13 protein-coding genes and 1 pseudogene are annotated in these 19330 nt (G+C 66.3%); 7 read left to right on the top strand and 7 right to left on the bottom strand.

Features of this window, described 5'->3' with window-relative positions:
* Positions 1 to 441: 441 nt before the first annotated feature.
* A complete protein-coding gene (locus tag ACUDTM_RS00475; protein WP_072166658.1) occupies positions 442 to 1362 on the bottom strand; it encodes a LysR substrate-binding domain-containing protein in 921 nt (306 codons plus the stop codon).
* Between the two features lie 140 nt (positions 1363 to 1502).
* Between ACUDTM_RS00475 and ACUDTM_RS00470 the strand changes: the two genes are divergently transcribed.
* Positions 1503 to 2204: a pirin family protein gene (locus ACUDTM_RS00470; protein ID WP_005416106.1), complete on the top strand. Its 702-nt coding sequence runs from the start codon at positions 1503 to 1505 to the stop codon at positions 2202 to 2204.
* A gap of 169 nt (positions 2205 to 2373) precedes the next feature.
* Positions 2374 to 3513, top strand: a complete 1140-nt coding sequence (locus ACUDTM_RS00465; RefSeq protein ID WP_151354883.1) for an MFS transporter — start codon at positions 2374 to 2376, stop codon at positions 3511 to 3513.
* Positions 3514 to 3594: 81 nt separating this feature from the next.
* Here ACUDTM_RS00465 and ACUDTM_RS00460 read toward each other — a convergent pair whose 3' ends face one another.
* Entirely contained in the window at positions 3595 to 4713 is a 1119-nt protein-coding gene (locus ACUDTM_RS00460) for an alpha/beta hydrolase (RefSeq protein ID WP_151354882.1), read from the bottom strand.
* 182 nt (positions 4714 to 4895) lie between these two features.
* Here ACUDTM_RS00460 and ACUDTM_RS00455 point away from each other — a divergent pair, with 182 nt between their 5' ends.
* From ACUDTM_RS00455 to ACUDTM_RS00440, 4 genes are all read left to right on the top strand, one after another.
* On the top strand, positions 4896 to 6242 hold the full coding sequence (locus ACUDTM_RS00455; RefSeq protein ID WP_353080121.1) for a c-type cytochrome: 1347 nt from the start codon (positions 4896 to 4898) through the stop codon (positions 6240 to 6242).
* Positions 6239 to 7165, top strand: coding sequence for a c-type cytochrome (locus ACUDTM_RS00450; protein ID WP_252744326.1), 927 nt, complete (start codon positions 6239 to 6241; stop codon positions 7163 to 7165). Before ACUDTM_RS00455 ends, ACUDTM_RS00450 begins: the two co-directional genes overlap by 4 nt.
* A gap of 115 nt (positions 7166 to 7280) precedes the next feature.
* Positions 7281 to 9659: a TonB-dependent receptor domain-containing protein gene (locus ACUDTM_RS00445; RefSeq protein ID WP_438915180.1), complete on the top strand. Its 2379-nt coding sequence runs from the start codon at positions 7281 to 7283 to the stop codon at positions 9657 to 9659.
* Between the two features lie 8 nt (positions 9660 to 9667).
* Positions 9668 to 11776 carry a phosphocholine-specific phospholipase C gene (locus tag ACUDTM_RS00440; RefSeq protein ID WP_445391042.1) on the top strand — a complete coding sequence of 703 codons (2109 nt, stop codon included), beginning with the start codon at positions 9668 to 9670 and terminating at the stop codon, positions 11774 to 11776.
* A gap of 109 nt (positions 11777 to 11885) precedes the next feature.
* Here the strand turns inward: ACUDTM_RS00440 and ACUDTM_RS00435 are convergent, their stop codons facing one another.
* The 4 genes from ACUDTM_RS00435 to ACUDTM_RS00420 form a co-directional block, all read right to left on the bottom strand.
* The gene (locus ACUDTM_RS00435; RefSeq protein WP_088497753.1) at positions 11886 to 13481 is read right to left on the bottom strand and encodes an alkaline phosphatase D family protein; all 1596 of its coding nucleotides are present in this window, start codon (positions 13479 to 13481) and stop codon (positions 11886 to 11888) included.
* Between the two features lie 10 nt (positions 13482 to 13491).
* Complete coding sequence (locus ACUDTM_RS00430) at positions 13492 to 16431, bottom strand: TonB-dependent receptor (RefSeq protein WP_188241242.1); 2940 nt, start codon at positions 16429 to 16431, stop codon at positions 13492 to 13494.
* A gap of 140 nt (positions 16432 to 16571) precedes the next feature.
* Positions 16572 to 17594: a FecR family protein gene (locus tag ACUDTM_RS00425; RefSeq protein WP_188241241.1), complete on the bottom strand. Its 1023-nt coding sequence runs from the start codon at positions 17592 to 17594 to the stop codon at positions 16572 to 16574.
* Positions 17591 to 18106: an RNA polymerase sigma factor gene (locus ACUDTM_RS00420; RefSeq protein ID WP_072166673.1), complete on the bottom strand. Its 516-nt coding sequence runs from the start codon at positions 18104 to 18106 to the stop codon at positions 17591 to 17593. Before ACUDTM_RS00420 ends, ACUDTM_RS00425 begins: the two co-directional genes overlap by 4 nt.
* A 327-nt stretch (positions 18107 to 18433) precedes the next feature.
* On the opposite strand from ACUDTM_RS00420, the pseudogene aceE reads away from it, so the two are divergent.
* Positions 18434 to 18772 (top strand): annotated as a pseudogene (aceE, locus tag ACUDTM_RS00415) (pyruvate dehydrogenase (acetyl-transferring), homodimeric type); the annotation flags it as partial.
* 68 nt (positions 18773 to 18840) lie between these two features.
* On the opposite strand, the gene ACUDTM_RS00410 reads toward aceE, so the two are convergent.
* Complete coding sequence (locus ACUDTM_RS00410) at positions 18841 to 19323, bottom strand: hypothetical protein (protein ID WP_061480151.1); 483 nt, start codon at positions 19321 to 19323, stop codon at positions 18841 to 18843.
* Between the last annotated feature and the right edge of the window lie 7 nt (positions 19324 to 19330).

Below are 19330 nucleotides of genomic sequence, written 5' to 3'. Positions count from 1 at the left end.
CCATGCCGCCCCACCTCTGACAGATTTCAGCGATCTGATGGATCCACGCCATGCGTGGATGAATCTCCGTCGGAATCGAATATTTCGAATCAAGATCGAAAAGCATCCACGCATGGCGTGGATCTATCGTGTCGACCAAGGTCGACACACACTAACAGCCCCAGGAATGTGTCGAAGGCGGGGTGGGTCCGGTTGCGGGAGTGTCCGCGGCATGGATGCCGCGGCCAAGCCCCCATGGGTGAGGGCGCTTTGCTTGCGAAGCACTGCTTCGCAAGCGCCCGAACGCACAGCCGCCAGCGGCTGGGCCGGACCGCGGAGCGGGGTCTACGGCGTCTCCCGCAACCGGACCCACCCCGCCATCCCTCAGCAAACCAGCTTCTGCTGTTGCTGTTGCTGTTGCTCTGGATCGTAGCGGGTACAGGGCGCAGCCCTGCCAATCCCCTACCCCTTGGCCATCGCCTGCCACCACTGCGACAGCAGCTCCGGCCTGCGTAGGCGCTCGCGCCACCAGCGCAGTGCCGCGCCATCCTCACCGGTGCGCCAGGCCAGCCAGAACGTTTCCTCCGGCTTGTGTTCCTCCACCTCGCGGATCACCAGCTGGCCACGCGCCACCGCAGCACGCGCGCATGGCTCGGGCAGGAAGCCGAAGCCCACGCCTTCGCACTGCAGCTTCAATTTGCTGGCCATGTCGGGCACGGTCAGCATCTCCTGCCCCATCAACAGGCCCACCGTGCGCGGCAGCAGCCTGCGCGCCGAATCGGAAACGGCGATCGCGCAATGCTCGACCAGCTGCTCACGGCCCAGCACGCCCTGCGCGTTGGCCAACGGATGATCGGGTGCCACCGCGAACACGAACGCCACCGTGCCCAGCGGCTCGACCACATAGCCGCCACCACTGGGCCCTTCGCCCGGCGCGCCGACCAACAGGTCGGCACGGCGGTCGAGCAGGGCCTCCCAGGTGCCGGACAGGGCCTCGCCGATCAACCGCAACCGGGTTGGTGCCTCGGCCTCACGGAATGCGGCGATATCCGGCCCAAGCAGCCAGGTCGGGAACACCGAATCCACCGCCAGGGTCAGTTCGGTCTCCCAACCCGACGCCACCCGGCGCACCCGCAGCTCCAGCTCGCGGGCCGCGCGCAGCAGGTGTCGGCCTTCGTCCAGCAGCGCGCGCCCGGCCTCGGTCAGCTCTGCACGTGGGCCGACCCGGTCGAACAGCTGCACGCCCAGATCCTCCTCCAGCTTGGCCACGGTATAGGAGATCGTCGAGGGCACCTTGTGCAGGGCCTTGCCGGCGGCGGCAAAGGAGCCACGGCGGTCGATGGCATCCAGGATCTGCAGGGCATCGAGGCTGAGCTTAAGCATTCGAATTTTTCGATGATGGTCGTCAAAACTATCCGTTTTTCAAACCCCGGACGCAAGCGGATACTTCTCTTCAACGGGGAAACACAGCGGTCACTGGTCCACCCCGCCCCATCGAAACCATCGAACAAGGAGATTCCCTCATGCTGCAGATCCGCAAGAGCGCTACCCGTGGCCTGGCCGAGCATGGCTGGCTGTCCTCGCGCCATACCTTCTCCTTCGCCAACTACTACGACCCCCGTTACGTCAGCTTCGGCCCGTTGCGGGTGATCAACGAAGACAAGGTGATCGGCGGCCAGGGCTTCGGCACCCACGGCCACAGCAACATGGAGATCATCTCCTACGTGCTGGGCGGTGCACTGGAACACAAGGACTCGATGGGCACCGGTTCGGTGCTGCGCTACGGCGACGTGCAGCGCATGAGCGCCGGCAGCGGCGTCACCCACAGCGAGTTCAACCACTCCGCCGACGAGACCGTGCATTTCCTGCAGATCTGGATCTTCCCGGACACCGAGAACATCGCGCCGTCCTACGAGGAGACCCACTTCACGCCGGACAGCAAGCGCGGCCAGCTGCGCCTGATCGCTTCGCCGGACGGTGCCGAGGGCTCGCTGCGCATCCACCAGGATGCCCGCATCTTCGCCACCATTCTTGATGGCGGCCAGAAGCTGCACCATGCGCTCGGCAACGGCCGTGGCGCCTATGTGCAGGTGGCGCGTGGCCAGCTGCAGGTCAACGGCATCACCCTGGAAGCCGGTGACGCGCTGCAGGTCAGTGACGAAGCCCAGCTGACCCTGGAAAACGGCAACGACGCCGAAGTGCTGGTGTTCGACCTGCCGCTGTAAACACGCCCTGTCCTGAAGACGTGGCCCGGCGATGCGGAAAGGCATCGCCGGGCCCGCTGCGCCTGATGGACGGCCCGCAATCGTATTCGGCCTTCGGTGACCCGAATGCCCCTTGCCCGATGCGACTGGAAACGCTTTCATGACAGTGTTTATCCGGACCCGCTCTCGCATGACGCCTTCATCTCCGCGTGCCCAGCAGCACGCCACCCGTGCCGCCTTCTTCATTCCTGGATTCGCCACCGCCGCGTGGGCGCCGATGGTGCCTTACGCCAAGGCCAAGGCCGGGCTGACCGACGCCAGCCTGGGCGCCGTGCTGCTGTGCCTCGGGCTCGGCTCGCTGCTGGCGATGCCGCTGGCAGGTGCACTGACGGGGCGGTTGGGTTGCCGCCGGGTGATGGTGATCACCTGCGCGATGATGCTGTGCGCCCTGCCTTTGCTGGTGCTGGCACCCTCGCCGGTGTCGCTGGGCGCGGCGCTGTTCGTGTTCGGTGCCGGCGTCGGTGCACTGGATTGTGCGATGAACATGCAGGCGGTGGCGGTCGAGCGCGATGCCGGGCGCGCGATGATGTCCGGCTTCCACGCCTTCTACAGCATCGGTGGATTCGTCGGTGCTGGCTGCATGACCGGGCTGCTGATCCTCGGCACGCCGCTGTGGCTGGCCGCGCTGGTTTCGGTGGTGGCACTTCTGCTGGTTGCGATGCTGTCGGCGCCGCATTGGCGTCCGCAACGGATCCTGCACGAAGGCCCGCTGCTGGCACTGCCGCATGGCGTGGTGCTGTTCATCGGCGTACTGGCCTTCGTGGTGTTCCTCGCCGAGGGCTCGATGCTGGACTGGAGCGCCGTGTTCCTGGCCGAAGTGCGGCAGGTGCCGCGTGACCAGGCCGGGGCCGGCTTCGCGTTGTTCACCCTGGCGATGACGGCAATGCGCCTGTTCGGTGACGGCATCGTCGAGCACCTCGGCCGCACCCGCACCCTGGTCTTTGGCGGTATCACGGCCGCGGCAGGCTTCACCCTGGCCACGCTGGTGCCCTCGTTTCCGGTGGCGCTGGCCGGCTACGTACTGGTCGGGCTGGGCTGCGCCAACATCGTGCCGGCGCTGTTCTCGATGGCAGGCCAGCAGCGGGTGATGCCGGAAAGCATCGCCATCACTGCCGTGACCACACTGGGTTACGCCGGCATCCTCGCTGGCCCGGCTGCGATCGGCGCAGTGGCGCACGCCACCAGCCTCGGCTTTGCCTTCCTGTGCGTCGCCGTACTGCTGCTGGGCGTAGCCGCCTCCGCCCGCTCACTGGCCCGACGCGTGGCCTGACAGAAAAAGGGGACGGAGGGGATTAAGTCGCACCTGCCCCGAGTGTGCTGCAAACGACTTAATCCCCTCCGTCCCCTTTTTTCAGCCGTGTGCCAGCCATTCGGCCTGGGCCGGCAGCTGTGGGGCTGGGCACGCGCTCTGCGGGTGGTGCTCGTCGCGCGCCATCCAGTCATCGACCACGCCGGCCAGCAGGTCCAGCCGCAGCGGCAGGGTGATGTGGTCCTCTCCACGCATTTCGATGTAGTGCGCGCGCGGGTTGGCCTGCGCAAGCTGCCGGCCCTGGCTGACCGGAATGTGCTGGTCACCCTGACCGTGCAGCAACAGCACGCAGGCGCGGGTATCGGCCAGCGCACGCGCGACGTCGACGCGGTCCAGATCGACATCGATACGGCGGCTGGCGGCGGCGATCACCTGGTTGATGTCCTGGCCCCCATAGCGCCAGCGTGCGTACGACGCCACCGCCTGCGCCTTCAGCCCCTCCGGCTGAAGTCCCATCAGGTGCGGGATCATCGTGCGGATCGCCGCACCGGCATTGGCGAACGATTCCATCGCCACCACACCGGCTACCTGGTCACCCAGCTTGTCGGCGGTGAACACCGCCGTGGCCGCACCATAGGACACACCGAACAGGTACAGCGGGCCGGTCACTTCGCCGCGCGCGCGCAGCTCGCCGATGACATCGACGACGTCATCCGATTCATAGGTGCCATAGCCGGACGGACCTGCACCGGACTGGCCATGGTTGCGAAGGTCGAGCGTGACCACGCGGTAGCCGGACTCGGCCAGCTGCAGCGACCATGGCAGCATCGAATCACCATTCATCATCCACCCGTGCAGCAGCACCACGGTGCCGCGTGGCGCCTGCGCGCGGAACGGCTGCGGCACGGCCAGACTCAGGCCGGTATCAAGAGGCAGGCCGTTCTCATGACGCTGCGGAAGGTAGTGGTAGTGCGCGCCGTAGTCGCCGGGGTCGAACGCGCGCCAGAAGATCGGCACGCCATCGCGACCCGCTGCGAAGCCATGCCGGTTGGGCAGCCCGGCAATGGCCGCGGCGATGCGCGGGCGATCGAGCAGGGTCGACACGCCGCCTGGCGCGATCAGCCGGTCGGCAAGCGAGGTGGACGAGGCGTTGATCGAGGATGAGCATGCAGCCAGCCACAGGCCGGCGCACGCCAGCAACAACAGCAGCAGGCGCTTCATGGGCAATCGGGAAAGGATGCGACAGCGTGGCAGGTTAACGACGCGGGCGTGGGCCATCTATCGCGCGTGGATGACGGCTTGATGACAATGCGGGATCGATTCAGGTTGTCACAATGGCGCGATCGACCTCGGCATTGATCCGGATCAATGAATACGCCGGCATGCTTGCCCACAGTGCCCCCATGCGCACCTCGTTCAAGCTCGCCATTGCCCTGGCCGCCACGCTGGCCGCCGCCTATGGCATCGCCCGCAGCACGCCCTACTGGTTCGCACCTCGGCAGGCCGCGCAGGTCGACATCCACGACCCGGCGCTGATCGCACAGGGGCAGTACCTGTCGCGCGCCGCCGACTGTGCGGCCTGCCACACCGCGCCGGGCGGCAAGCCGTTCGCCGGTGGCCTCGGCATGCAGACGCCGATGGGGACGATCTACTCGACCAACATCACCCCCGATCCGGAAACCGGCATCGGCGCCTACGACTATGCCGACTTTGAACGCGCGGTGCGCCGTGGCATCCGCCACGATGGCCAGCCGTTGTATCCGGCAATGCCGTACGCCTCGTACGTGATTGCCCGCGACGCCGAGATCAAGGCGCTGTACGCCTATTTCATGGGCTCGGTGCAGCCGGTGAAGCAGGACAACGCCGACAGCACGATTCCATGGCCCGCCAACATGCGCTGGCCTCTGGCATGGTGGCAACTGCTGTTCGCACGCCCACGCAGCTTCAGCCCGGATCCGTCGCTGGACGCCGGCCAGCAGCGTGGTGCCGAACTGGTGGAAGGCCTGGCGCATTGCGGTGCCTGCCACACGCCACGCGGCCTGGCGTTCCAGGAAAAGGCGATGGCCGATGATGGCAGCCGCCAGTTCCTGTCCGGTTCGGTGCTGGAAGGCTGGTACGCGAAGAACCTGCGCAACGAATCGACCGGCCTGGTCAGCTGGAGCGAAGGCGAGATCGTCGACTTCCTGCGCACCGGCCGCACCGATCGTTCGGCGGCTTTCGGCGGCATGGCCGATGTGGTCGAGCACAGCACGCAGTACCTGTCCGACGCGGACCTGCTGGCGATGGCACGCTACCTGAAGCAGCTGCCCGCCCGCGAAGGACGCAGCGCACAGTGGTCGCCCGGCACCGACACCACCACCGCCGCACTGCGCAGCGGCGACTACCGCGTGGCCGGTTCGCTGGCCTATGCCGAGCACTGCCAGGCCTGCCACCGCGCCGACGGCCGCGGCATGCCTCGCGTCTATCCGGCCCTGGCCGGCAACTCGATCGTGTTCGCCGACGATCCCAGCTCGCTGGTGCAGGTGACCCTGATCGGCGGCCGCACGCCACAGACCCCGCACGACCGCATGGCCTTCACCATGCCAGGCTTCGAGCAGCTGCCGAATGCGCAGCTGGCACAGATCCTGACCTTCATCCGCAGCAGCTGGGGCAATCAGGCCAGCGCAGTGAGCGAGGTCGACGTGGCGCGCATGCGCCGGGTGGTGCGCGACAAGCCGGTGCACTACGTTCCGCAGGAGGCCGCACAATGAAGCGTTCGCGCACGCGTTCCCGCCTGCTGATCGGCAGTGCGATCACCCTGGTGCTGCTGGCCGGCGCCGGTACCCTCGCTTACCGTCATCTGTACCCGGATCTGGATGCCGCCGTGACCGGCACGATCGATATCCTCGATGCACAGGGCAAGGTGGTCGGCGCCTACCATGCGCCGAGCGCCGAAGAAATCGCCGGGCTCGGCAATGCCGAGTCGGTGATGCTCGGCCGCCGCATCCTCAACGAAACCGCACGACTGCTGCCGGACAACGTCGGCAACGATCTGAACTGCAATTCGTGCCACATGGCCGAGGGCAAGCGTCCCTTCGGCAACCACTACTTCAACACCGGTGGCGGCGCCTATCCGCGTTACATGCCGCGGCCTGGCAAGGTGATCGGCCTGACCGAACGCATCAATGGCTGCCTGCAGCGTTCGATGAACGGCAAGCCGCTGCCGAAGGACGCGCCACAGATGCGCGCGATGCTCGACTACATGGCGTGGCTAAACAGTGCAGTGCCGGACGGTGCAAAAGTCGCCGCGCCAAGCGAAGGGCCCATCGACAGCACGCTGGCCCCGGATCCGATCCGCGGCCAGGCGCTGTACGCCGCGCAGTGTGCCGCCTGCCACGGCGACAACGGCGAAGGCCGGCGCGACGCCAGTGGTGACATCGCTTTCCCGCCGCTGTGGGGCGACCACAGTTTCAACATCGGCGCCGGCATGGCGCGCCTCTACAAGGCGGCCGGTTTCGTCAAGCACAACATGCCACCGGCAGTGACCCGCGAACCTCCGCTGGGGCAACAGGTGATGCCCGACCAGGATGCGGTGGACATCGCCAGCTATTTCATCAACCAGCCGCGGCCGGACTTCGCCAACAAGGGCAAGGACTGGCCGCGCGACCCGAAACCCAAGGACGCGCGGTACTGATGCAGGCAGCAGCTGCGGGCCGTCACACAACACGGTTCCTGCATCTTCGCGTCATGCCGATGTCATTGGCGCTGCCGACACTCCGGGGCTTCCCTCTGCTGAAGGTCCGGTTTCGATGCGAACGATTGCGTGCTTTCCCCGTGTTTCGCTGCTTGCCCTGCTGATCGCCCCTGCACTGGACGCCCTGGCCGAAGCACCGCAGGGTGACGCGGCCGAGGCGCGCAGCACTGATGCCCGTACCCTGGACCAGGTGCAGGTGATCGGCCAGGCCACCAGCTACGCCAAGACCTCGGTGCGCGCGGAAACGCTGAACCGGCAGACCGTGATGAGCAGCGTCAACGATGCACTCAACGAGGTGCCCGGCGTGGTGGTCAGCGAGGCCGATGCCACCGGTTCGTCGGTGTGGGGCACGCAGATCAGCATGCGTGGCTTCGTCACCAACCGCGATACGCAGCAGATCGGCACCACCATCGATGGCCTGCCCAACGGCGGTTCCGGTTACGGCGGCGGCTCGCTGGCCAACCGCTACATCGACACCCTCGACCTGGAAACGGTGGAAGTCAGCCAGGGCACCGCCGATATCTCCTCGCGCTCGAACGAAGCGCTGGGCGGCACGCTCAACTTCCTCACCAGCGACCCGTTGCAGGACAGCCGCCTGCGCTTCGTGGTCGGCGCCGGTGACAACGATGCGCGCAAGTACTACGTGCGCTACGACACCGGCCTGCTCGGCGGCCACACCCGCGCCTGGGTCAGCGCCTCCTCGTCGAAGGTGCACGACTGGATCGACGGCACCGGGCACGCCAGCAACGACCACATCGCCGGCAAGTTCATCACCGAACTGGACCGCTGGACGCTGACCGGCTACCTGTCCTACAACGATGCGGACGAGCCGGAATACACCAGCGTCTCACCGAAGGGCTTCGCGACCAATCCGGATCGCGACAACCTGGTCGGTACCCTCACCGGCATTCCCTACCTGGACCAGAACTACCGTTCCGGCTCGCGTGCGTTGCGCGAGAACACCTTCGGCTACCTGCGCGCGGCCTTCGACGCTGGCAACGGCTTCAAGGCCTCGGTGGCCGCCTACGGGCACCGCATGCAAGGCCGCGGCGACTGGCTGCCACCGTACCTGGCGCAGGTCAGCGATGACGGTGCCGGCCGCCCCGAATCGGAGTACATCGGTGGAAAGACCGTGTACGGCGGCAGCAATCGTGGCCAGATCTTCTTCGTCAATCCCGACGGCAGCGCCGCGCAGCGCCTGGCCAACTGCACACCGCGGCTGGGTTTCACTGCCGAATATGATCCGAACTGCTACGCCGGCAACGTGCTGGGCGCGCAGTCGTATCGCCACACCCACTACGACAACGACCGCATGGGCGTGACCGCCGACGTCGAGTGGCGGCAGACCTTCGGCACGGTCGACAACACGATCCGTGGCGGCCTGTGGGTGGAGAAGCTGGACCGATCGGCACGCCGCGACTGGCATCGCCTGCTCAACGTCGGCCAGGATATCGCCTTCGACCATCAGCCGTACTGGGTACAGTTCGAGGACAAGTACAAGGTTGACGAGCAGATGTACTACGTCGAGGACGTGGCGAGGTTCGGGCCGTTCAGCGCACGCCTGGGCGTGAAGCAGTTCTTCGTCGACCAGTCGCGCCGCCGCGTGATCGGTGCCAGCGAGCACGTCAGATCCGATTCCAGGTCCGACCCGCTGCTGTCCACCGGCTTGACCTGGGCGCCGGGCGTGGAAGGCATGGAGCTGTTCGCCGGCTTCTCGCAGAACTTCGCCGCGATTCCTTCCGGCGTGCTCGGCGAGACCGACCCGCAGCGCTTCCGCAACGTCGAGCCGGAGACCGCCGACAACATTGAAGTGGGCATGCGCATCAGCCGCTGGCCGCTGACCGCCTCGGTCACGCTGTACAACATCAAGTTCGACAACCGCATCGTCTACCTGCCGGCCGGCTTCGTCAGCGGCATTGACTACCTGGGCGAGACCGACGGTGTCTACGAGAACTTCGGCGGCGTGGAAAGCAACGGCCTGGAAGCGGCGTTCGGCTATGGCTGGGACAACGGCTGGCGCCTCAACGCCGCCTATACCTACAACCGCTCCAAGTACCTGGGCAGTGGCGATGCCGCGCGTGATACCCAGCTGGGCATCGTCGACGGCGCCAAGGTGATCGGCCAGCCCGAACAGACCCTCGTCCTGTCGGCGGACTGGCAGGGTGAGAACTGGAACTTCGGCCTGTCCGGCCGTTACCTGGGCACGCGTTATCTCGACGCCGCCAACGTCAACAAGCTGCCGTCGGCCACCGTGTTCAACGCCAACATCGGCTTCGACCTGCAAGGCCTGTCGCCGCGCCTGAAGGGCATGGGCGCCAACCTGGTGGTGAGCAACCTCACCGACAAGCGGTATCTTGCAGGGGTGGACGGCCGCGACAACGCCTTCATCGGCGCTCCGCGCACCGTCGGCATCTCTTTCCGCGTGGACCTGTGAGTGAGCCCGTGACCGATATCGGCCGACGCCGGTTGTTGCAGGCCGGCGTTGCCGCCGGCTTTTCTCCACTGCTGCCCAGCATCGCCCGGGCCGCCGCGATCGCCCCCGCCGCGCAGACGCGCAGCCTGGAAGACCTGCAGCACATCGTGGTGTTCATGCAGGAGAACCGTTCGTTCGACCACTACTTCGGCACGCTGCCGGGCGTACGTGGCTTCGGTGATCGGTTCGTCGCCCCGGCCGCCGCGCTGCAAGCTGGTGGCCGCGTCCGCAGCCTGTGGCTGCAGCCCGATGCCAGCGGCAAGCGCGCGATCGCGCCGTTCCCGCTGGATACCGCCGCGCATTTCGGCTACATGCGCGTGGAAGGCACGCCGCATACCTGGCCCGATGCGCAGCGCGCCTGGGACCAAGGTCGCATGGGGCAATGGCCGAAGGCCAAGCAGAACCATTCGATGGGCTACTTCCAGCGCAGCGACCTGCCGTTCCAGTGCGCGCTGGCCGATGCCTTCACGATCTGCGATGCCTACCACTGCGCAATGCAGGCCGGCACCAACCCGAACCGGGTGTTCCTGTGGACCGGCCACAACGATCCGCAGGCCCACGCTGGTGGCCCGGTGATCGCCAACTCGCACGACAATTTCCCTGAACAGGGTGGGCACCCGGCGTCGTACCGCTGGACCAGCTATGTCGAGCGCCTGCAGAGGGGCGGCGTGTCCTGGCAGATCTACCAGGACCTGGCCGACAACTTCACCGACAACCCGCTGGCGGGTTTCGAGGCCTTCCGTCAGGCCCACCGCGCGGCGCCAGGGCATGACCCGCAGCTGCGCGCTCGCGGGGTCAGCACGCGGGGCCTGACGCAGCTGCGCCAGGACGTCATTGACGGGCGCCTGCCGCAGGTCAGCTTCATCATCGCCGACGCGGCCGGCAGCGAACATCCCGGCCCGTCCAGCCCGGCACAGGGCGCGGCCTATACCGCACGCGTGCTGGATGCGCTGACCGCCGATCCGGACGTGTGGAGCCGCACCGCCCTGCTGCTGATGTTCGACGAGAACGATGGCTTCTTCGACCACATGCCGCCCCCTGCCCCGCCTTCGCCGGTGGACGGTGGCTGGGCGGGTGTATCCTCGGTCAGCACCGAAGGCGAGTACCACCGGCACCCGGCACCGGGTGACGAAAAGTACGATCTCGCCGAACTGCGCGGGCGCCCGTACGGTCTGGGACCGCGCGTGCCCCTGTACGTGATCTCGCCGTGGAGTCGCGGCGGCTGGGTCGATTCGCAGGTGTACGACCACACCTCGGTCATACGGCTGATCGAGCGCCGCTTTGGCGTGGCCGCACCGGACATCTCGCCGTGGCGCCGCGCGGTCTGCGGCGACCTCAGCACTGCGTTCGACTTTGCCCAGCGCGATACCCGCCCGTTCGTCCGCGGCCTGCCCGACGTGAGTGCGGTTGCCGCACGCGCCGCTGCCTTGCCGGGACGCACCGTGCCCACGCTGCCAGAGGGGCTGAAACCAGCGAAACAGGAAAGCGGTGTACGCCCGGCGCGCGCCCTGCCCTATCGTCCGCAGGCATCGATTGCCGCAGTCGATGCCTCGGGTGTGGATCTGACGCTGTCCTGCGAAGGCGCGGCGGCCGTGCTGCATGTCTACGATCGGCTGCGGCTGGATGCGGTACCACGCCGCTACACGCTGCTGCCAGGTACGCCACTGCGCGAGCGCTGGCCGCTGGACGCCCAGGGTCGCTATGACCTTTGGCTGCTTGGTCCGAACGGCTTCCACCGCCACTTCCAGGGTGCGGTCAAGGCGCCTGCCGTGCAGGCTTCGATCGAGCGCGCGGACGGCCAGCTACGGCTGCAGCTGCGCAATCTGCACAACAGCGCGCAGAATGTGCGGGTGCAGGCCGGCGCCTATGCCGGGCACATGCCGGAGCAGGCGCTGGTGCTGCCGGCGCATGCTGAGGCCACGGTGGCGTGGGACGCGGCGCCCACCGCAGGGTGGTACGACCTGCGCATCGGTGCGGGCGACAGTGCACTGCGACTGGCCGGCCGCGCCGAGGATGGGCGCCCCGGCACCAGTGACCCGGCAATGGGCAGCGAGCCATTGCGGTTCGAGCACGATTGAGGAGCCCTCTGTAGAGCCGAGCCCATGCTCGGCTGCTTTGTCGGGGCAATGCGACCAGGGCGAGAAGCAGCCGAGCATGGGCTCGGCTCTACGGGGCAGATCGGCAGATTCAGGCCTCCTGCAGCCCCGGCCGGCCGTGCTCCACCGCATAGCGCTTCCAGCTCTGCAGCGCGCCATTCGGCTGCATTACGGTATCCAGCGTCTTCATGTCGCCGATCCACGCATCGCGGGTGACATCGCACAGCACGTAGCCACGCTTGTCGGTGGTCGCCTTCAGGTAGGGACTGTGCGCAAGCTGGTTCATGGCATACGCGTCCACGCCCTGGCCGTCGGCACCGGAAGTGATCGAGGTGGCGAGGAACTCGCTGGAGACCACACCCGAGTCACGGTGGTCCTGTACCAGATCGCTGGCGTAGTGGCGATGCGCGTCGCCGCAAGCGGTCACCACGTTGCCGAAGCCCACCTTCTGGATGTGATCGAGCAGGCGTCGGCGGCTGTCCAGATAGCCCGACCACTGGTCGTCGGACGACTGCACTACCCCGTCCTTCTCGCGCATGTAGTTGCCCAGCGCCACCTGGTGGGCGATGGTATGCCAGCGCGGCGCCGCATCGGCCAAGCCGTCGAACAGCCAGCGTTCCTGCTTCGCCCCCACAATGCTGCGCTCCGGCGATTCCACCTCCTCACGCAGCGCCATGTTCACCTGCTTGCTGCGGTACTGGCGGGTGTCGAGCAGGTGCAGATCCATCAGCGTGCCGTAGCGTGCGCGCCGGTACATCTGTATGTGGCCATCGCGCGGGAATGCCGTACGGCGCAGCGGCATGTTCTCGTAGTAGGCCTGGAACGCCTGCGCGCGCCGCAGCAGGAACACTTCGCTGGGCGTATCGTCCTGGTCTTCGGCGCCGGCCCAGTTGTTGTCCACTTCGTGGTCATCGAAGGTGACGAACCAGGGGGCCGACGCATGCGCGGCCTGCAAGTCGGCGTCGCTCTTGTACTGGGCGTAGCGGCGGCGGTAATCATCCAGCGTATAGATCTGCGGGCCGACGTGGTTGCGCAGGTTGGTGAACGGCTGGCCGTTCATCTTCCGCGGGCCCGGCTGGCTTTCGCCTTCGTAGATGTAATCGCCATAGTGGAAGACGAAATCGAGCGGTTCCTCGGCGATGCGTCGCCACGCGGTGTAGTGGCCTTCTTCGTAGTGCTGGCAACCAGCCACCACAAAGCGCACCCGGTCCACCGCTGCCGTGGCTGACGGCAGCGTGCGCGTACAACCCACTGCGCTGGCGTGGCCGCCTACGGTGAAGCGGTACCAGTAGGGCCGTCCGGGCGCCAGCCCGTCCAGCTCCACGTGCACCGCGTGGCCGAGTTCGGGATGCGCGAGGGCCGAACCCTGGCGTACCACCTTGCGCATGCCTTCGTCTGCTGCCAGCTGCCACTCGACCACCATCGGCCGGGCCGGCATGCCACCACCGAACACCAGTGGCTCGGTCGCCAGCCGTGTCCACAGCACCATGCCATCGGCCGAGGGATCACCAGAGGCCACGCCCAGGGTGAAGGGCGTGCTGGCAAAGCGCGGCGAGGCCAGCAGGTTGCGTGGGTTCAGTGCAGTGGCGTCGGTCTGCGCGGCCAGTGCGCGCGCCGTGCCCATCCAGGCCCCTGCGGCCGACAGGCCGGCCAAGGCCAGGAATCGCCTGCGATTGATCGTCTCCACGGATGCCCCCTCAGTTGTAGATGATGTGGAAATAGAAGAAGCGGCCGTAGTCGTCGATCTCGGTTCGGAAACGCCCGTTCGGACCGGTGCTGTAGGTTGGCTGGGTGTTGAACAGGTTCTTGGCCTCGTACTTCAGCGTTACGTGCTTGCCGACCTTGTGGCTGAAAGCCATGTTGAACGTCATGTATGGGTCGTAGTACGAATCCAGCCATTCGGTGTCACCGAAGTCGACCAGCATCCGGCTGCGGTAGGTTCCGGACAGGCGCAGTTGCGAGCTCTTCCACGGCATGCGCCAGATCACTGACCCATTGAGCGACCAGTCCGGCTGGTACAGCAGGCGGTCCAGGCGCCGCTCGGTGCCATCGGTGATGCGGTAGTTGGTCTGGCCTTCCAGACGCGTCGCGTTGAAGTACATGTCGAAGCGCTGGCGGCCCCACTGCAGATTGCGATTGGCCACCGCGAACTCAACGCCACGCAGCTTCGACTCGTCGGTGTTCATCGGCTGGGTGACCCGGTAGCGGGTGTCCCCCACGTTCTCGAACGTGGTCAGGGTGTAGATATCGTCCTTGATCACCTTGTCGAACAGCGCCACCGAGACCAGGCCATTGTTGCCGTTGAAATACAGGTCCCACGCCAGGTCGACGTTGGTGGAACGGCGCGGCTGCAGGTTGGCGTTGCCCTGCTTGATGGTGCAGAAGCCCCTGCCCTCCTCGTCATCGCCACAGCTGGTGCTGGTGGCCTGGGCGATGTTGCTCGGCGTCGGCCGGCCCAGCGTACGGCTGGCGGAGAAGCGCAGGCGCTGGTCCTCGCTCAGCTTGAACGTCGCATTCAACGAAGGCAGCAGGTTGTTGTAGCCACCACTCGTGTTGCGGAAGGCGGAGGTATACGTACTGCCGCCATCATCGCTGAACGGGCTGTAGGCATTGAAGCGGGTGTGGTCGTAACGCAGGCCGCCGATCAGCAGCAGCCGGTCCCAGGCGTAGTGAGCGGACACATAGGCATTGGTGATGTCCTCCACGTACTTGTAGTCGCTGGTGAAGTTGGCATTCGGATACGCCGCATTGTTGTTGCCCAGCTTCGGCAGCAGTTCCTCGTTCCACTTGCGGTTGTCGATCAGCGGGAAGCCCGGCACGCTGCCCAGCAGCGTCGAACCCGGATACAGGTAATCGTTGAGCGTGGCACTGCTCTTGAAGTAGTCGAAGTCGATGTCCTGCCAGATCTTCAGGTGGCGGTACTCGGCGCCGGTGGCCAGGCCGAAGCCACGCGCATCGGCGTCGATGTTGTAGCTGAAGTCCGCGCGCAGGTTGTCGATGCTCTCCTTGGCATCGCGTGGGGAGACATAGGCCTGCGCCGGATTGAGCTTGAACGCGGAGCTGGTCAGCAGGCTGGAATCAGAAACCGCTACCGCGTTTGGGAACCCGTGACTGTCATTCTCGTAGTCGACGAACAGATTGCTTGGATAGGCGCGCACGCCCCAGTAGACCTGGTTGTTGTGGAAGGTCTCTTCGGTGTGGCCACCACGCAGGGTCAGGCGCGAACGGTCGCCGATGTCCCAGTTGAAGCTGGCGATGGCGCCACGGTTGCTGCGGTCCCAGCGGTCGTGGCGGTTCTTGATGTAGATGCTGTTGATCTGGGTGGTACCGCTGTCCTCGGTCTGGTTGCGGATCGGAAACTTGGCGTTGCCATACAGATCCGTCTTGTTCATCGTCGAGTTCTCGTAGAACCGGTACGAGTACAGCAGCAGCGATGCGTAGAACGGATCATCCGAGGGCTTCCACTCAAGCTTGGCGGAGCCACCGAAGTTGGTGATGAAGTTGGTATAGGTGCCGGTACTGAAGTTGCCAGGCGCACGCAGGCCGTTCCAACCCTTGGCCTCGTCCGGACCCGTGGTGCCGTCGGTGAGGTATTTTCCAGCGTCGTTGTAGTAGTAGTTCGACTCCACCCAGCGCTTGACGCTGTTGCGTGAACGCTGCTCATAGCGTGCCACCGCAACGATGCCGAATTCCTGGTCGGCGCCGAACTGGTTGGAGAACACCATCTTGGCACTCTTGCCGAAATGGCCCAGGGTCTCGTGGTTGCCGCCGGCACTGCGCTCGACGTTGGTCTCGGCTGTGGAATAGATGCCTGCCACATCGGCAAACACGTACCTGCCCGACCGGTCGAAGGCGCTGCGGCTGATGATGTCGATCACACCGCCGATCGCATCCGGTGCCTGCTCCGCGCTGAAGCTCTTGTAGATGTCGGTTCGGGTACCGATGTCGCTGGGAATCAGCTGCAGATTGTTCATGCGCTCCCCGGAGCCACTGCCCCCCACGCTGGCGATCGCGATGCCATCGATGGTGGTGTAGTTGAGGTTGGCCTGCACGCCGCGCACGGTCACATAGCGTGGTTCGCCGGCATCCTCCACTGCACTCAGGCCTGGAGCGGCCATCAGGCTCTCGGCCAGGGTCTCGTCGCCGTAGCTGTCCATCTCGTCGTAGACCACCGAATCCTTGATCACCGGCGACGACTTCTTCTGGTCGATGACCTCATGCGCGGCAATCACCTTCACCGTGCCCAGGGTCGGCGCCAGCACCGCCCCGGCCTCGCGCGGCATCGGCGCGGCTGGCTTCGGCGCATTGCGTGCGGGTGCCGGATCGATGGCGATGACATTGCCATCCACCACGGTGTAGCCAAGGCCGGTACCCGCCAGCAGTGCGTCCAACGCCTGCTTGACGGTGGCGCCCCGCGGCACAGCCCCGGCCATGTGCGCTTCACCGCTGCCCGAGTACAGGAACTGCACGCCGGAACTGCGCGACAGCTGCTCAAGCGCACGTGCCAGCGGTTGCGCCGCGATCGCCGCCGACACGCGGGCTTCAAGGCCATCGGCAGTGGCCGCGGCCGCGGCCGCCATTGGCACGCTGCAGGGAGACAGGGCGAGGATGATCGACAGGTAGAGCGTGTTGCGCATCACGGGTCCTTGGAAGAGAAAAGGCTGCGAGGTCGCCGCGTGACTTGGCAGCGGCTTCTCCCAAGTAAGAGCCCGCATCCACCGAAGTGGAGAACAGGGATTCGATGAATTTTTTCTGACAGTCCACGACCACACGGGCCTCAGCGACTGCCGACCCGCACTGTGTCGCCTTCGCGCCTCACCACGAAGCGTGGGTCGCGTTCAAGGAAGGCCTGCAGCGCACCGATGCGATGCGCATCAAGGCTGCCGGACAACCGCGCCGATGCTGCGCCTTCGTCCAGCACGCGCACCTGCACCTGGTTGTGCCGGTTGAAGGCAGCTGCCACCTCATCGAGCCGCTCATCGAGGAAGGAGACTTTGCGCTGCTGCCAGTCCAGCAGCATCGACAGCGGCATGTCCACTGGCTCGACGGCATGGCTTCGCGCGTCGACCTGCACCACCCGGCCCTGCTCCAGCTGGGCCAGGCGGCGGGCACCCGCGCCCTGGCTCCAGACCTCGACCTCGCCGGAGACCACGCCGATGCGGGTGCTCTGCAGCCGTCGCGATACATCGAATACAGTGCCGATATCCCGGATCTCCAGGCCGTTCACTTCCACCTCGAACGGACGGCGGTCGCGGGCGATGTCGAACGTGGCCTCCCCCTGCAGCAGCTCCACCCTTCGACTGAACCAGCTCATGCGTACCCGCAGTCGGCTGTCCGCGTTGAGCCGCACCTGGGTCTGGTCGGGCAGCACCAGGTCGCGGAGTTCACCATGCCCGGCACTGTAGAGCTGCTGGGTGGGCATCATCTGCGAAACCAGGCCCACGCCGAGCAGGGCAACACAGGCCGCGGCAGAGACCGTCCACCAGCGCACGCGACCGCGACGCAGCGCGGCGCGGGGCGGCGCGTGCGCACGACCGAACAGCGGCACCACCTTGGCGGCGACCTGCTGCGGTGGCACCAGCGCCGCATCAGCCAACGGCGATTGCAGCGCCTCGCCCACCTGCCGGTGCAACGCGAGCGCGCGCATGTAGGCGCGAACATGCTCGGGCGAGCGCTTCATCCAGTCGAGGAACGCGACACGCCCGGCCTTGTCCAGCCCCCCCTCGCGATTGCACAGGAACCAGTGCGCCGCCTCACGTTCGATCGCGTCGTCAGGCCTGCGTGATGGATACCGATTCATGTGAGCTCCCTGGCGCCCAGCGCCTTCCTGCAGGCCTCCAGCCCCTTGCCGATATGCTTGCGCACCATGTGCACCGACACCTGCAGCTGCTGGCTGATTCCCGGGCAGTCCAGCCCGTCGCGGTAATGCAGCTCCATCACCCGGCGCGTGGTCGCCGGCAACCGCGCGATGGTGCTGCGGATATCGTTCCAGCGCTGCGCACGCTCGAATTCGCCCTCGATGTCTTCTTCGCTTTTCAGCACTTCGGCCAGCAGATCGACGTCCTCGAGCGGCGGTAGCGACGACCGCGCTCGTGCATGTTCGCGCGCCAGGTTGGCCGCCACGGTGAACAGGTAGGCTTCCGGGTTCTCGACCGCGTCGGCATCCTCGCCGGTGCTGCGCAGCAGCCGCAGGTAGACCTCCTGCGCCAGGTCTTCGGCATCCTCGCTGGCCGAACCGCGACGCAGGAAGAAGCCACGCAGCAGCCGGCGCCGCAGTTCGTAGCTCTTCTCCCAGATCCTCACGCTGTTCACGGCCGGCCAACCACCCCGAGGCTGGAAAGCCCAGCAGGGTGACGGCCATTGATGACAGGGGCGTTGCAGCAGACGAACGCACCAGGCATTCCCCGCCCGGCACGTCGGCGCACGATACGGCGCGCTGCTCCAACTCTTGCTTGCCAGAAACCGAAGCCGGGCCCGCCTATCGAAGGCGCGAGGACGGGCCTACGCTTGTCTCCTCGGTGGCTGCCACGTCCGCCCTTCGCGTCACGGCATTGCCGTGGCGACCCCGCTCCAGTGCTGTGCGCCCTGATGGTGTTGTCGCCTAGGCAGACGTCCGAGCGGCGCCCTCCGGAGACAGTCATGAACCAATTTCTGATCCCCTTCGATACCGACCCGCTGGAAACGCGGGAGTGGCGTGAATCGCTGCAGGCGGTGATGCAGGCCGGTGGCCGGCCACGCGCGCACTACCTGATCGATCAGCTGAGCGGGCTGGACGCCCCGCAGCACGGCGACCTGCATACCTGCGCATGGACGGCCTACGTCAATACCATCCCGCCCGAACGCCAGCCGGCCTATCCGGGCGACCTGGCCGTCGAGCGCCGCCTGAACGCGATGATCCGCTGGAACGTGATGGTCATGGTGCTGCGTGCTGGATGCAGGACGCCATGGGCAGGTATGGCATCGACACCGGCAAGCGCGACCCGGCCCCGGTGTAAGGCGGCGGTGTTCACCACGCCCGTTGTGCGGGCGTGGTGAACGCAGGATCGCTACGGCATGCGTTTGAACAGGTTGGTCTGCAGGATCGGCGTCCCGTCGTGAGCGTAGAACGCCTTGGTCTCGGTCATCGTCGCCTGGTCATCGGCCACGGTGTAGATACGGGTGGAGGCCGGCGTACCGTGGTCCACCAGCTGCATCACCAGGGTGTTCGGCGCCGGCAGCTTCAGGTTGGCCTTGTCCGCGCCATAGGTACCGGACAAAGGGCCCGGCGTACCGTCCAGCGCCAGCGTGCCGTCGGACTTCATGGTATTGCCATCATGCAGGACGATATCCACGTGCGAGCTCCAGCGCCCACCACCGGCGTCCTTGAACTCCAGCACCACCCGCTTCGGACGCTGCGCCTCGGGCAGTGCCGAGGTCGCGGTGTCCAGCGACCAACGCCCCAGCAGCGGCGACGGGGACGCTTCCACCGCCAGCGCCAACCCGGCCGGCAGCGAACACGCACACAACAACACAGCGGACAACAGCTTCATACGTTGC

The sequence above is a fragment of the Stenotrophomonas maltophilia group sp. vghtpe118 genome, from assembly GCF_052605195.1.
Note: the sequence above shows the minus strand (reverse complement) of the source record. Positions and strands in the feature narration are given on the sequence as shown.

Coding starts and splice junctions, on each gene's coding strand:
- ACUDTM_RS00475 (WP_072166658.1), bottom strand. CDS start 1,362: ATGCTTAAGCTCAGCCTCGATGCCCTGCAGATCCTGGATGCCATCGAC.
- ACUDTM_RS00430 (WP_188241242.1), bottom strand. CDS start 16,431: ATGCGCAACACGCTCTACCTGTCGATCATCCTCGCCCTGTCTCCCTGC.
- ACUDTM_RS00450 (WP_252744326.1), top strand. CDS start 6,239: ATGAAGCGTTCGCGCACGCGTTCCCGCCTGCTGATCGGCAGTGCGATC.
- ACUDTM_RS00470 (WP_005416106.1), top strand. CDS start 1,503: ATGCTGCAGATCCGCAAGAGCGCTACCCGTGGCCTGGCCGAGCATGGC.
- ACUDTM_RS00445 (WP_438915180.1), top strand. CDS start 7,281: ATGCGAACGATTGCGTGCTTTCCCCGTGTTTCGCTGCTTGCCCTGCTG.
- ACUDTM_RS00465 (WP_151354883.1), top strand. CDS start 2,374: ATGACGCCTTCATCTCCGCGTGCCCAGCAGCACGCCACCCGTGCCGCC.
- ACUDTM_RS00455 (WP_353080121.1), top strand. CDS start 4,896: ATGCGCACCTCGTTCAAGCTCGCCATTGCCCTGGCCGCCACGCTGGCC.
- ACUDTM_RS00460 (WP_151354882.1), bottom strand. CDS start 4,713: ATGAAGCGCCTGCTGCTGTTGTTGCTGGCGTGCGCCGGCCTGTGGCTG.
- ACUDTM_RS00410 (WP_061480151.1), bottom strand. CDS start 19,323: ATGAAGCTGTTGTCCGCTGTGTTGTTGTGTGCGTGTTCGCTGCCGGCC.
- ACUDTM_RS00425 (WP_188241241.1), bottom strand. CDS start 17,594: ATGAATCGGTATCCATCACGCAGGCCTGACGACGCGATCGAACGTGAG.